The sequence below is a fragment of the Fusobacterium sp. genome (genome assembly GCF_029258315.1).
Lineage (GTDB): Bacteria > Fusobacteriota > Fusobacteriia > Fusobacteriales > Fusobacteriaceae > Fusobacterium_B.
The window spans coordinates 1-15,218 of sequence record NZ_JARHZE010000030.1; the positions used below are offsets into that span (position 1 = coordinate 1).

Genomic DNA, 15,218 nt, shown 5'->3' on the forward strand with positions numbered 1-15,218 from the left:
ATTATTCCCACTCGATAGTTGCAGGTGGTTTAGAAGAAATATCATAAGTTAATCTATTGATTCCTTTAACTTCGTTGATAATTCTATTAGAAACTACTTCTAAGAACTCATAAGGTAATTTTGACCAAGTAGCTGTCATAAAGTCAATAGTGTTAGCAGATCTTAAAACTGCAGTATATTCATAAGTTCTAAAGTCTCCCATAACTCCAACAGATTTTACTGGTAATAAAACTACGAATGCTTGGCTTACTTTATTGTAAAGATCAGCTTTTCTAAGTTCTTCTATAAATATAGCGTCAGCTTCTCTTAATATATCAGCTTTCTCTTTAGAAACTTCTCCTAAGATTCTTATTCCTAATCCAGGTCCTGGGAATGGGTGTCTATCGATCATATGATCAGGGATACCTAATTCTCTTCCAACTTTTCTAACTTCGTCTTTAAATAATTCTCTTAAAGGTTCAAGTAAAGTGAATTTCATATCTTCAGGAAGTCCACCAACGTTATGATGAGATTTGATTGTCATAGAAGGTCCTTTTACAGATTGAGATTCTATAACGTCTGGATAGATTGTTCCTTGAGCAAGGAAAGTAACATCAGTAAGTTTAGATGCTTCTTCATTAAATACTTCTACGAACTCTTTTCCAATGATTTTTCTTTTTGCTTCTGGATCAGAAACTCCCTCTAATTTAGAAAGGAATCTTTCTTCAGCGTTTACACATTTTATATTCATATGGAAGTTTTCTCCATATATTTCCATAACTGTTTTAGCTTCATCTTTTCTTAAAAGTCCTGTGTCAACGAAGATACAAGTTAATTGATCTCCGATAGCTCTATGGATAAGAGTAGCAGCAACAGAAGAGTCAACTCCTCCAGAAAGTCCAAGTAAAACTTTTTTATCTCCAACAGTAGCTTTTATATTTTTTATTGTTTCTTCAATATAGTTGTTCATATTCCAGTTTTGCTCACATTTAGCTATATTGAATACAAAGTTTTTATAGATTTCTTTTCCATATTCAGAGTGAGTAACTTCTGGGTGGAATTGAACACAGTAGATATCTTTTTCTTTATTGCAACAAGTAGCAATACAAGAATCTGTGTGAGCGATTTGCTCAAATCCAGGTGCCATTTTTACAACGTGGTCTTGGTGGCTCATCCATACTTGAGAGTTATTTGGGATACCTTCAAATAATGGGTTAGTAGCTTCGTCAAGAACAAGTATAGCTTTTCCAAACTCTTGTTTATCAGCAGCTTCAACTTTTCCACCTAAAAGATGGTTTGTAAGTTGCATTCCGTAACATACAGCAAGAATAGGAATTCCTAAATCATAGATAGCCTTGTCTATCATATATGCATCTTCTAAATAAACAGAAGCAGGTCCACCAGAAAGGATAATACCTTTAGGCTCTCTTTCTTTTATTTTTTCAAGAGGTTCGAAGTAAGGAACTATTTCCGCATAAACCCCCATTTCTCTAATTCTTCTTGCTATTAATTGGTTGTATTGAGAACCAAAGTCAAGAATGACAATACTATTTTTTTTCATTTTACCTCCGTATAAAATTAAATTTAATAAAAAATGTTACATATTTCTTTAGAATGGAAACTCATCATCGTCCATTGTTTCAGGAATATTTGATGGAGCTGGTTCATTATGTGGCACAAAATCATCTGAACCATTAGAAACAGAACCAGTTTTAGACTCTAAAAATTCTATTGAATTTACAAGAACATCATAAGAAATTCTTTTTTCTCCGTTAGCTTCATATCTATTCATTTGTAGAGAACCTTGAACTCCAACTTTTCTTCCTTTTCTTAGATATTCTCCAATAAGTTCAGCAGTTTTACCAAAAGCTACACAGTTGATAAAGTCAGCTTCACCTTTTTGGAAAGGTCTATCTACAGCCAAAGAAAATCTAGAATAAGCTTTTCCGCTTTGTCCATATTTTAATTCTGGATCTCTAGTTAGTCTACCTGTTAAAACAACTAAGTTCATTTAAAAACCTCCTGTTTATATAATTATCTTATTATGCTTATAATTATACCAAAAAAATATAATATTGACAAGAAAATTAAAGTAGAGATGGGAAAAAAATAAAAATATCTATAAAGATTTTATGAAAAAAAATATAAGATATGGTATAATATTATGCGTAAAATTAAAAAAATTAGGTTGATAATTATATATAGGAGGAGATAATGAAAAAGATTATTTTATTGGACACAAGTGCTATGATGTACAGAGCCTTTTATGGAAACTTAAACTTTAGAACAAAAGATGAACCAACAGGGGCTGTGTATGGATTTACCAATACTTTACTTAGCATTATAAAAGAATTCTCTCCTGATTATATTTGTGCAGCTCAAGATGTAAAAAGAGCTACATTAAAAAGAAGTGCTATTTTTGAAAATTATAAAAAGAACAGAGAAGCAGTACCTGAAGATTTATTGATACAAATTCCTAGAATAGAGGAAGTCCTTGATTGTTTTGGAATAAAAAGATTTAAAATAGATGGCTATGAAGCTGATGATGTTATGGGAACTATATCTAAAAAGTTTTCAAAAGATGGGTATGAAATATATATAGTAACAGGAGATAAAGACTTAGCCCAATTAGTAGATGAAAATATAAATATCGCTCTTATGGGAAAAGGTGAAAATGGTGGATTTAAAATATTATCCACTGATGAAGATGTTGTGGAATATTTAGGAGTTATTCCTAATATGATACCAGATTTATTTGGACTTATAGGGGATACAAGTGACGGGATCCCAGGTGTAAGAAAAGTTGGAGAGAAAAAAGCTATACCAATGCTTGAAAAATATGGAAATCTTGAGGGGATATATGAAAATGTAGACTCTTTAAGAGAGATTTCTGGAATAGGTCCTGGACTTATAAAAAATATAAAAGAGGATAAGGAGATGGCTTTCTTAAGTAGAGAGTTAGCAACTATTGAAAAAAATATTCCTCTTGACATAGAAATTTCACAAATCTCTTATAAAATAGATAGCAAAAAAACTTTAGAGCTTTTTAAAACTTTAGGATTTAAGGCACTAATAAAAAGAATGGATCTACAAGAAGAGGTGGCTGAAGAGATAAAAGAAAATTTTGACAATCAACAACTTGGACTTTTTGGTGGACAGGCTCAAGAGAAAAAAGAAAAATCAAAAGATATAATTATAGTAGATAGTGATGAAAAATTTAATAAATTAAAAGAGGATATATTAAAAGAGGAAAGAGTATTTTTCTATACAGAAAATATAGGAGTGGCCTTTTCAACAGAAACACAGGATTATTATTTCCCATTAACTCACAATTTAAAATTAGGTGAGAAATATCAAAATTATTCAAAAGAAAAATTAAATGAAATTTTTGCTTTGGATAAAAAGTTTGTAACTTATGGATTTAAAAATGTGTTAAAAAATATCTATAAGATACCAACAAGAAATATAGATTTTGATATGATGTTAGCTTACCATTTAAAAACTAACCAAACAAAAGAAGGGATAGAGATAATAGCGAGTGGTGAAGGGGTAGAACTTCCAACTTATTCTGATTTATTTGGAAAAGAGTTAAAAGAAAATCTTGAGATTGAACCATATGGAAATTATTTATGCAAACTATCAGGGCTTTTACAAGAGGTTTATCCAGAATTAAAAGAGGAAATGGAAGAAAATGGACTTATAAATAATTTAAAATCAGTTGAGATACCTCTTATAGAAGTTTTAGCCTCTATGGAAGAAGAGGGAATAGCTATCAATCCAAAATATTTTGAAGATTATAGTATAGAACTTGATGAGCTTATAAAAAATCTTGAGGAAAAAATCTATGAAGTTGGTGGAGAAAAGTTTAATATAAATTCTCCAAAACAACTTTCTGAAATTTTATTCTTTAAACTAAATATAACACCTGTGAAAAAAACTAAGAGTGGATATTCAACAGATGTTGGAGTTTTAGAATATTTAAGAGATCAAGGGGAGAAGATTGCTGAATATATTTTAGAATATAGAAAATTTGCAAAATTAAAATCAACTTATGTGGATGCTCTTTTAAAAGTAAAAGATGGTTCAAATAGAATCCATACAAGTTTTAACCAAACAGGTACAGCCACAGGAAGACTTTCTTCATCAGAACCAAATCTTCAAAATATCCCTGTAAAAACAGACGAGGGAATGAAGATAAGAGAGGGGTTTGTATCAAGAGATGGGTATAAACTTTTAGGTATAGACTATTCTCAAATAGAACTAAGAGTTTTGGGTGAGATGTCTGGAGATGAAAATTTAATAAGAGCCTATAAAGATAATGCAGATTTACACAGTCTTACTGCTAGAAAAATATTTGGAATAAAAGAGGGGGAAGAGGTAACAAGAGAGGAGAGAACAGTTGCTAAAACTATAAACTTTAGTGTTATCTATGGTAAAACTCCTTTCGGACTTTCAACAGAATTAAAAATCACTCAAAGTGAGGCAAAGGAATATATAGAAAAATATTTTGCTGAGTATCCAAGTGTTAAGGGATTTGAAAGAGAGATTGTAAAATTTGCTGAAGAAAAAGGGTATGTTGAAACATATTTTGGTAGAAGAAGAACTATTGAGGGGATAACTTCTAAAAATAAAAATATTAAAAATCAAGCTGAAAGAATGGCAGTAAACTCTGTTATTCAAGGAACTGCTGCGGAAATAATAAAAAAAGCTATGATAAAAATATATGATGTATTAAAAGATAAAAATGATATAAAAATGCTATTACAAGTACACGACGAATTGATTTTTGAAGTGAAGGATGATAAGGCAGATTATTATAGAGAGATTATTGAAAAAATTATGAAAAATAGTGTGGACTTTAAAAATGTTAAGCTGGAAGTAAACAGTGCTATTGGAGATAACTGGGCAGAGGCAAAATAGAGAAAGGAGAGGGAGATGTCCTATACTTCTCAAGTAAAAACTGAGATAATAAAGAAAACACTCTATACTACTAAGGAAAAGATTGCAGAACTTAGAGGGATATTAGATGTTAAAAATGCAATTCATCAAAATAAGATTGAGTTTAAATTGGAGAGTATAGAGTTAGCAAATAGAGTTTATGGAATATTAAAAGAGGTAACTCAACTTAGAATGAGTGTTAAATATTCTATAAGTATGAATTTTGGGGAACATAAAATATATATAATAACAATAGAAAATCAAAATGGATATAATGATTTTATAAAGATGTTAGAAGGATTTAGAGGGGAAGAGATAGAAAATGATGAGGAGAGAGTGGCAGGATTTATAAGAGGGCTATTCTTATCCACTGGATATATTAAACCTCCTGAAAAAGAGTATGCTATGGACTTTTTTATAGATGATGAGGAAATGGCAGATGAGCTTTATAGAATACTTTTAAATCTTGGAAAAAAAGTTTCAAAAACTAAAAAAAGAAATAAAAATTTAGTTTATTTAAGAAACTGTGAAGATATTATGGATATTTTGGTGATGATAGGTTCTATAAAAGAGTTTTATAAATATGAGGAAATCACAATGATGAAGGACTTAAAAAATAAAACTATAAGAGAGATGAACTGGGAAGTGGCCAATGAAACAAAGGCTCTTAATACAGGAATTAAACAGATAAAGATGATAAATTATATAGGAAAAGTTTTAGGGATAAATAATCTTTCTCCAGTTTTGGAAGAGGCAGCTTTCATAAGACTTCAAAATCCTGAAAGCTCTATCCAAGAACTTGCTGATATGATTGGGATTTCAAAATCTGGGATAAGAAATAGATTCAGAAGAATAGAAGAGATTTATAATCAACTGATTGAGGAAAATAAGGAGTAAAAATATTTCTATGAAGATAATAGTAGATATACAAAAAAATGCAGAAAAATTAAAAAATAGTTATGTTGCATTAGGTACTTTTGATGGTGTTCATAGAGGACATAGGGTTTTGATAAATGGTGCCATAGAAAAAGCTAGAAAAAATAATGGGATATCTGTGGTTTATACTTTTTTAAACCACCCTTTAAGTATAATAGCTCCAGAGAGAGTGCCAAAAATGATAAATACTTTAGATGAAAAATTAAGACTTCTAGAGGAGATGGGAGTGGACTATGTAGTTTTACAAACCTTTGATGAGGAGTATGCAAAAACTACAAAAGATGAATTTATAGATAAGATACTTCTTGGTTATCTTGGGGCAAAGGAGATATTTGTTGGATTTAACTACACTTTTGCTGAAAGAGGAAGTGGAAATGTAGAGTATCTTAGAGAGGTAGCTCCAAAAAAAGGATTTAAATTAAATGAGATACCAGCCATTGAACACAAGGGGCAAATCTTAAGTTCTACATTAATTAGAAAACTTATACTTGAGGGAAAAGTAGAAGAGGCTAATATGTATCTTGGTAGACCATTTTTTATCTCTGGAGAAGTTGAGCATGGAAAAAAATTGGGGAGAGTTTTAGGTTTTCCAACTGCTAACTTAAAAGTTGTAAATAAGGTTTATCCTCCTTTTGGGATATTTGGTGGAACTGTTTCCATTGAGGGAGAGGATGAAAAATACAACGCAGTTGTAAATATTGGAAGAAATCCAACTTTAAAACCGGGAGAGTTAAGTGTAGAGGTTCATATTCTAGATTTTAATAGGGATATATATGGAAAGAAAATAGATGTTAGCATAGAAAGACATTTAAGAGATGAGAAAAAATTTAATTCTATGGAAGAACTAAGACAAGGGATAAAAAATGATGTTGAAAACTGGAGAAAAATCTCAAATAGAAAATAATAATATAGAAGAGCAAAAAGAGGAGATAGGTTCTAATAAGGATATAGTTTTAAAACTAGACAACTTTGAAGGACCTTTGGAACTTTTGGTGTATCTGATTGAAAAAAAGAAAATGAAAATTTCTGAAATCAGAATAACACAAATAATAGATGAATATTTAGCTATCCTTGATGAGAGCAAAAAAGATCATCTTGATATAAAGGTAGAGTTTGTTTTAATTGCTACGGAACTTCTTGAAATAAAAGCCTATTCTGTACTTAATCTTGAAAAAGAGAGACAGTCTGAAAAAGATTTAAAACGTAGATTGGAAGAGTACAAAATATTTAAAGAGGTAACTCAAGAGGTATCGAAGTTAGAGAATGAATTTAATATAAGCTACACTAAAAAAGAGGGAAGAAAAATAACAAAGGTTTCATCAAAGGAGTATAATTTAGATTCTCTTACTTTAGATGATGTGTATGAAAGTTATAAAAAATATTTGGATAAACAGAGCCTTGATGTAATGGAAATCAAATATGAAAAGACTTATACATTGGAGGATGAGATAGAAAAATTAAAAATATTTATCTATGATGGAGAAAAAAAACTGGGAGACATATTTCAAAGAGCAGAGAATAGAATGCATTTAGTATATATGTTTTTAGGTATATTGGATGCCTATAAAGAGGGATTGATAGATATAGTAAAACTAGATGAGGAAATATATATAAAAAAGAATGATTAATTTATATTATATTTTGGAGGAAATTGATTAATGTTTAGAAGTGGAATATTGGTGATGATGGTTACTTTAATAAGTAGGGTGTTGGGACTTGCTAGAAGTATGGTAGTGGCTTATTACTTTGGGGCAACTGCTGCAACAGATGCTTTTTTTAGTGCTTTCAAGATAAGTAATTTTTTCAGACAACTATTAGGAGAAGGAGCATTAGGGACTTCTTTTATTCCATTGTATAATGAAAAAGTAAAGGAAGAGGGGGAAGAAGAGGGGAAAAAATTTATTTTCTCTATCTTAAATATTCTTTTTATTTTTTCAGTTGTTATATCTTTATTGATGATAGTATTTTCAGAGCAGATAATAACTCTGATAGTAAATGGGTTTCCAGATGAAACAAAACATATGGCAGCTGATCTTTTGGAGATAATGTCACCATATTTTATAATGATAGCACTTGCTGGTATGATAGGAGCTATACTTAATAATTTTAAAATATTTGTAATACCAGCCTCAACAGCTATATTTTTTAATGTGGCTATCTTAGGATCAGCTATATTTTTTGGAAAAAATTATGGTATAAAAGCTATGGCTTATGGAGTTCTTATTGGTGGAATACTTCAATTTTTAATACAACTTCCACAATTTTTTTCAAAGACAAGAGGGTACAGTCTAAAGATTTTTTGGAAAGATAAATATTTAAAAAGATTATTTTTTATGATGTTACCAATGCTAGTTGGAATTGTAGCAAGACAATTTAATACAATAGTGGATCAGTTTTTTGCCTCTTACTTAGAAGAGGGGGGGATATCAGCCTTAGAAAATGCCACAAGACTTTATACTTTACCTATTGGAGTTTTTGGTATATCTGTTTCAACTGTGGTTTATCCAACTCTTTCTAAAAAAATTGTTGATAAAGATTTCAAAGGGGTAGAGGAAAATATTTTAAAAGGATTAAATATTTTACTATTTTTAATAGTTCCTTGTATGGTGGTATTCTGTTTCTATTCAAAAGATATAGTAAGATTTTTATTTGGATATGGTAACTTTAAAGGGAGAGCTGTAACAATAACAGCTGAGTCACTACTTTATTATTCTGTGGGACTTTATTTTTATAATGCCATCCATCTATTGACAAGATCTTTTTATGGTATGAAAAATAGTAAGGATCCAGTAAAATTTTCAATCCTTTCAATAATCGTCAATATATTACTTAATATGATACTTATAAAACCAATGGCATATAAAGGTCTAGCACTTGCAACTTCAGTTGCTGCAATAGTTAACTTTGGACTTTTATTATTTACTTTTAAAAAGAAATATATAGATTTTAAACTAAGAAGAACGATAGTGTTTGCTATAAAAACAATAGTTTCTGCTCTTATAGGGATAGGGGCAAGTATGTTTATAGGAAATATAATTATAAAACTTGTGGTATTTTCAGCTGTGTATCTATTGATTTGGGCATATCCAATCTATAAAAAAAGATTAGAGGTATTTTAATGGGAATAATTAATTTTAAAGTCTACACCCCTTACAAATATTCTTTTGAGATAATAAGAGAGGGGTTTAAAGGGTATTTTCAAGGGGAGTACACAGAGGAAAAATTAAATAATATAAAAATAATAGATCTTTCTTCTGGAACTGGGAACCTTTTATGTGTAGCCTTAGAAAAATTAATAAGACTTTCTAAAAAAATATTTGGTGAATATAGATATAATGAGAATTGGGTAACAGCCTATGATTTAGATTTTATGGCTCTAGAAGAATACAAAAGAAATATAAAAAAAATCTTAAATAAATATGGTGTTCAAGGAGAAATAAAAGCCTTTTATGGAGATAGCCTTTTAACAGATATAAAGGAAAAATATAATATTGTTTTGGGAAATCCTCCATATATAGGTGAAAAAAATAATAAGGATATATTTGAGAGTATAAAAAAATCTGAATTTGGAAAAAAATATTATCAGAGCAAGATGGATTATTTTTATTTTTTTATAGAGAAAGGAATAGATATATTGGAAGAAAATGGAGTTCTTTCATATATAATAACTAATTATTGGTTAAAGGCAGATAGTGCCACAGTCCTTAGAAAAAAGTTGAGAGATGAAGGTAGATATTTATATATAAATAACTTTAACACCTCTGTTTTTAAAGATGTAAACGGGCAACATAATATGATATTTACTTGGAAAAAATCTTTAGACGACAAGGTGTGTTCTATTAAAAACTATGTTTTAGATGAAGAGGTTTTTAAAAAAGATGAAAATAATTTAAAGCAGGTTGTGGAAAAATTTTTTTTAAACAATGAAGAGCTTTATGATGAGAATGGAAATATTGTTTTGACAAATTTAGAAAATAAAAAAATAACTAAAAAGATTTTAGAAAAATCAAATTTTAGATTAAAGGATTTATTAAATATTAATCAAGGGATAATATCTGGATATGATAAGGCTTTTATATCAAAAGATTTTTTAGAGGAGTATAGGGAATATTTAAAACCTTTTTATAAAAGTAAGGATATTTTTAAATATTCAATAAAAGATAGGAATGAATTTTGGGTACTTTATCTTGATAAGAATACTTTAATAAATAATAAACTTTTAAATTATCTAGAACAGTATAGGGAAAAGTTAGAGAAGAGAAGAGAGGTAAAAAGTTCTAAAATAAAATGGTGGGAACTTCAATGGAGTAGAGATAGAAATATTTTTTCAGGGGAGAAAATAATAGTTAGACAGAGATGTAAAAGAAATATATTTGCTTACAGTGATGAGGATTTTTTTGGGAGCGCAGATATATATTATCTTTCTAAAAAAAATATGGATATAAATCTTTTTTATCTTTTGGGATATTTAAATTCTGAAATTTTTTATAAATGGTATAGGATAAATGGAAAATCTAAGGGGTATAATTTAGAATTTTATTCTACGCCACTTAAGGAAACTCCAGTTTACTATCCAGAAGATGAGAAAGAAATCAAATATATAGAAAGTTTGGTTAAAGAACAGATAGTAAATTATTCAGAAGAAAATCAAAAGAAAATAGAGGATTACTTCTTAAAAACTTACAGTATTTCGGAATTAGAAAGATAAAAAAATAAAAAAGTAGTAATAATAAGGAAATTATGGTATAATTATTAAGTTATATGAAATGTTTGTAATTTTTTTTTAAATATATAAGGAAGTGATAAATGAACAAGTTAGAAAAATTTAGAGAATTAGGTTTAAGCGATAAGACTTTGAAAGCCCTATCAAAGAAAGGTTTTGAAGAGCCAAGTCCAATACAAGCCTTAACAATACCAGTGTTATTAAAAGGGGAAAAAGACGTTATAGGTCAAGCACAAACAGGAACAGGAAAAACTGCTGCTTTTGCTTTACCAATTTTAGAAAAAATAGAAAAAAGTACAGGAAAAATAAGAGCTATTATTCTTGCACCTACTAGAGAACTTGCTATCCAAGTTGCTGAAGAAACAAACTCTTTTGCATCTGGAAGAAATATAAAAGTTGTACCTGTTTATGGGGGACAATCTATCGAACTTCAAATAAGACAGGTTAAAAAAGGTGTTGATGTTGTAGTTGGAACACCTGGAAGAGTTTTAGATTTAATAGACAGAAGGTTATTAAAACTAGACGAAATAGATTATTTCATCTTAGACGAAGCTGATGAAATGTTAAATATGGGATTTATTGAAGATATTGAAAAAATCCTAAGCTACACTAAAGAAGATAAAAGAATGTTATTCTTCTCAGCTACAATGCCAAGAGAGATTTTAAAAATAGCTGAAACACATATGAGACCAGGATATGAAGTTTTAAAAGTTGAGGCAAAAGAACTTACTACAAACTTAACTGACCAAATATATTTTGAAGTAAAACAAAAGGATAAGTTTGAAGCTCTTTGTAGAATAATCGACTTAGAACCAGACTTCTATGGAATAGTATTTTGTAGAACAAAAAATGATGTTAATGAACTTGCTGGAAAATTAAATGATAGAGGTTATGATGCAGGGGAGTTACACGGAGATATTACTCAAAATTATAGAGAGACAACTTTAAAAAGATTTAAGGATAAAAAATTAACAATATTAGTTGCAACAGACGTAGCAGCTAGAGGAATAGACGTTAATGACTTAACTCACGTTGTAAACTATTCAGTACCTCAAGAGGCTGAAAGTTATGTACATAGAATAGGAAGAACTGGAAGAGCTGGAAAAGAGGGAACAGCTATAACTTTCATAACTCCATCTGAGTATAAAAAACTTCTTCAAATTAAGAGAATAACAAAAACAGATATTAGAAAAGAAAAAATACCTGGAATAAAAGATGTTATAATTTCAAGAAAGTTTAGAATAAAAGAAAGTATCAATAATGAAATATCTGAAGGAAATATCTCTAACTTCTTAGATATGTCTAGAGAGTTATTAAAAGAAGGAAGTCCTGAAGAAATAATTGCTGCACTTCTAAAAATAAACTATGAGGATGTTTTAGATAGTTCAAACTACAATGAGATAGAGGAAGCTAATGTAGATAGAACTGGAAAAACAAGATTATTCATAGCTCTTGGAAGAGTGGATAAAGTTACACCTAAGAAGATAGTTGATTTAATAGCTAGAGAATCAAAAATCGATAGAGATAAAATCAAAAATGTAGAGGTATATGAAAACTTCTCATTTATGAATGTTCCTTTTGCAGAGGCTGAATATATCTTAGATATATTTAAGAAACAAAAGAAAGGAAGAAAACCTCTAGTAGAAAAAGCTAAGGTAAAATCAAATGATGATGAGAAAGAGGAAGAAACTCCAAAAAGAAGAGGAAGAAGATCTAAGGAATCATCAAATGATAAAAAAGAGCCAAAGACTAGAAAAAAAGAATCTTCAAAAGAAGCTGTTTTAGATAAACCAAAAAGAGGTAGAAAGAAAAAAACAGAAGGTAGTACAAGTAAATAATAAATAGATGTTACTCCTTTTTTTAATAGAGAATATTATGGAAAGGAGTATTTTTATAATAATATTTTAAATTTTAGGGAGCTTTGATGAAAGATATTTTAGAAAATATAAAAAAGTTTTTTGAAAATAGAATGAACCAAATGAAAAATATTGACTATAAGGAGATATGTCAGAAAGCTATTAAATTTCCAATGGTGATTTTAACTGGAAGTGTTTTAGCTATGATTTTATTTGGGGGATATTTAGGATATAATTTAAATGAGAAAAAATATTATGATCAGATTGTAGAGATAAAGCCAGGAGATAGAGTTTTACCAATATTAGTTGGATTAAATCCAGAAAAGAAAAATTATTTTAAAGGTTACTTAAAATTAAAAAGTGGTGGAAAAAATATAAAAGCAGGATACTATCTTCTAAAAGGTGACTATTCTGTTGTAAGTTTAGTGAGACTTCTTGAAGAGGGAAGAGATAAGATGTTTAAAGTAACTATCCAAGAGGGACTTACTGTCAATGAAGTAATTGATAAATTAGTAAAAGATAACAGAATAGACAGAGAAAAATTTATGACAGCTTTAAAAGAGATAGATTTTCCTTATCCAACACCAAATGGTAATTTTGAAGGATATTTTTATCCAGAAACTTATTTTATATCAGAGAAATCAGATGAGAAAACTATTGCAAAAACTTTTTTAAGAGGGTTTTTAAAACATTTTCCAGCAGAGGACTATCCTGATAAAGAAGATTTTTATAAAAAGCTTGTACTAGCATCTATAATAGAGAGGGAGGCTGTTTTGCCAACTGAAAAACCTAGAATATCTTCAGTTTTTCATAATAGATTAAAAATAGAGATGCCTTTAGCCTCTGATGCTACTGTAAACTACCTATATAATTATACAAAAAGAAGAATGTACTATAAAGATTTGGAGATAGAGTCTCCATACAATACTTATAAAAATAAGGGACTTCCTCCTGGACCAATAGGAAATCCTGATAAAAAATCAATAGATGCAGCCTTTAATCCAGAGGAAACACCATATTATTTCTTTGTTGCCTCAGGTGGTGGAGCTCATCATTTTACAGAAACTTATGAGGAGCATTTAGAGTTTCAAAGACAAAATCTTACAAGTGGAGAGAAAAAATAATGGAAAATATTTTAGTTGGGATAAATAGTAAGTATGTTCATACAAATGTGGCAATAAGATACTTAAAAAAATATGTGGAAAAAAATAGCGATTTAAAGATACAGATGTATGAGAGCAGTATTAACAATAACATTCAAAAAATTATAAGAGATATAGTTGAGTCTTCCCCTGAGAATATATTCTTTTCAGTATATATTTGGAATGTGGAAATGGTTTTTAAAATTGTAAAAGAGTTAAGAAAGATATTGCCAGATAAGAAAATTCTTTTAGGTGGACCAGAGGTAAGTTATAACCCAACTGAAATATTAAAAAATAATGTAGAGATAGATGGAATATTGGTAGGAGAGGGGGAAAAAGTATTTCTTAACTATCTGACTAAAGATATAAAAGATGTTAAAGGTGTGTATTATAGAGAGAATGGAGAGATAAAATTCAATGGATTTGAACCATTGATAGAAGACCTTGATATAGTTCCATTTCCTTATGATGATAGTGAGCTTGAAGATGTACATAAGATAGTTTATTATGAGTCTTCAAGAGGTTGCCCTTTTAACTGTTCTTACTGTATGTCATCAATAGATAAAAGTGTAAGATATTTTTCACTTGAGAGAACTAAAAAAGATTTGAAAAAATTTATTGATATAGGAACAAGACTTGTTAAATTTGTAGATAGAACTTTCAACCTTAGAAAAGAAAGATATATGGAGATTTGGAGATTCTTATTGGAAAATTATAGAGAAAATATAACTTTTCATTTTGAGATAAATGCCAATATATTTGATGATGAGGTTCTTGATTTTTTAAAACAAGTTCCAAGAAAGTTTTTCCAATTTGAGATTGGGGTACAAACTACAAATCCAGCTACAATGAAAGCTATAAATAGAAATAATAATTTAGAAAGACTTTTCCATAATGTAACTTTTATAAATAAAAATATACATCTTCATTTGGATCTAATAGCTGGACTTCCCTTTGAAGATTATGAAACATTTGGAAATTCTTTTGACTATGTTTATAGAACAAAGTGTGAAATGATACAGCTTGGTTTTTTAAAAATGTTACAAGGAACAGAGATGAAAGAGGAGGGGGAAAAATATGGATATAAATATTTGGATTTCCCACCTTATGAAATATTAGAAAATGATTTTATATCTTATAAAGATATTTGTAGACTTAAGGATATTGAAGAGGTTTTAGATTTTTATTACAATTCACAAAAATTTTTAAGATCATTAGATTTTGTGGTAAGCAACTTCTTTGAAAGTCCATTTAAGTTTTTTGAGAGTATAGGGGACTTCTATAAGAAGAAAGGGTATTTAGAGATAGCTCATAAGGAACTAGCTATTTTTAATAACTTCTTAGAGTATTATAGAGAGCAAAACTTCCCAAGAATAGATGAGTTTTTAGAGTATTTAAAATTTGACTATTTATTCTTAGGAAAGCCTGGATTCTATCCAGAGTGGATAGATGATAGAAAAGACAAGGATCTTTATAAGAGCATAATTGATAAGATGGAATTTAAAAGTGCAAGAGAGGCACATAAACTTACTGAATTAGAAAAATTTGAAATAAATATCGAAACAGGTGAAAAAGAGAGTGTAAACATTTTCTTTGATTATAGCAAGGAAGATACAAAATATTATATAGTAAGATAGAGGAAAA

General features: G+C 29.0%; 11 protein-coding genes. 9 read left to right on the forward strand and 2 right to left on the reverse strand.

All coding sequences use genetic code 11. The features are described 5' to 3' along the window. Position 1: 1 nt before the first annotated feature. Positions 2–1,540, reverse strand: a complete 1,539-nt coding sequence (gene guaA, locus Q1J48_RS02140) for a glutamine-hydrolyzing GMP synthase (RefSeq protein ID WP_300360821.1) — start codon at positions 1,538–1,540, stop codon at positions 2–4. A 48-nt stretch (positions 1,541–1,588) separates the two neighbouring features. Further along, complete coding sequence (locus tag Q1J48_RS02145) at positions 1,589–1,990, reverse strand: single-stranded DNA-binding protein (RefSeq protein ID WP_300329820.1); 402 nt, start codon at positions 1,988–1,990, stop codon at positions 1,589–1,591. A gap of 203 nt (positions 1,991–2,193) precedes the next feature. On the opposite strand from Q1J48_RS02145, the gene polA reads away from it, so the two are divergent. The 9 genes from polA to Q1J48_RS02190 all read left to right on the forward strand — a co-directional run bounded on the left by polA (position 2,194) and on the right by Q1J48_RS02190 (position 15,211). Further along, positions 2,194–4,899 carry a DNA polymerase I gene (gene polA / locus Q1J48_RS02150; protein WP_300360823.1) on the forward strand — a complete coding sequence of 902 codons (2,706 nt, stop codon included), beginning with the start codon at positions 2,194–2,196 and terminating at the stop codon, positions 4,897–4,899. A gap of 15 nt (positions 4,900–4,914) precedes the next feature. Further along, a complete protein-coding gene (gene whiA, locus Q1J48_RS02155) occupies positions 4,915–5,814 on the forward strand; it encodes a DNA-binding protein WhiA (RefSeq protein ID WP_300330452.1) in 900 nt (299 codons plus the stop codon). 10 nt (positions 5,815–5,824) lie between these two features. Beyond that, positions 5,825–6,757 carry a bifunctional riboflavin kinase/FAD synthetase gene (locus tag Q1J48_RS02160; protein ID WP_300330449.1) on the forward strand — a complete coding sequence of 311 codons (933 nt, stop codon included), beginning with the start codon at positions 5,825–5,827 and terminating at the stop codon, positions 6,755–6,757. Then, a complete protein-coding gene (locus Q1J48_RS02165) occupies positions 6,720–7,481 on the forward strand; it encodes a segregation and condensation protein A (RefSeq protein ID WP_300360826.1) in 762 nt (253 codons plus the stop codon). Before Q1J48_RS02160 ends, Q1J48_RS02165 begins: the two co-directional genes overlap by 38 nt. Before the next feature lie 30 nt (positions 7,482–7,511). Continuing rightward, positions 7,512–8,972, forward strand: coding sequence for a murein biosynthesis integral membrane protein MurJ (gene murJ, locus Q1J48_RS02170; RefSeq protein WP_300360829.1), 1,461 nt, complete (start codon positions 7,512–7,514; stop codon positions 8,970–8,972). After that, positions 8,972–10,561, forward strand: a complete 1,590-nt coding sequence (locus Q1J48_RS02175; RefSeq protein ID WP_300360832.1) for an Eco57I restriction-modification methylase domain-containing protein — start codon at positions 8,972–8,974, stop codon at positions 10,559–10,561. Before murJ ends, Q1J48_RS02175 begins: the two co-directional genes overlap by 1 nt. Positions 10,562–10,659: 98 nt before the next feature. After that, positions 10,660–12,414 (forward strand): DEAD/DEAH box helicase, encoded by a 1,755-nt coding sequence (locus Q1J48_RS02180; RefSeq protein WP_300360834.1) that lies wholly within the window; start codon positions 10,660–10,662, stop codon positions 12,412–12,414. Positions 12,415–12,605: 191 nt separating this feature from the next. Beyond that, complete coding sequence (gene mltG, locus Q1J48_RS02185; protein WP_367181829.1) at positions 12,606–13,556, forward strand: endolytic transglycosylase MltG; 951 nt, start codon at positions 12,606–12,608, stop codon at positions 13,554–13,556. Further along, positions 13,556–15,211 (forward strand): B12-binding domain-containing radical SAM protein, encoded by a 1,656-nt coding sequence (locus Q1J48_RS02190; protein ID WP_300360839.1) that lies wholly within the window; start codon positions 13,556–13,558, stop codon positions 15,209–15,211. The genes mltG and Q1J48_RS02190 overlap by 1 nt, the downstream gene beginning before the upstream one ends. The last annotated feature ends 7 nt before the right edge of the window (positions 15,212–15,218 follow it).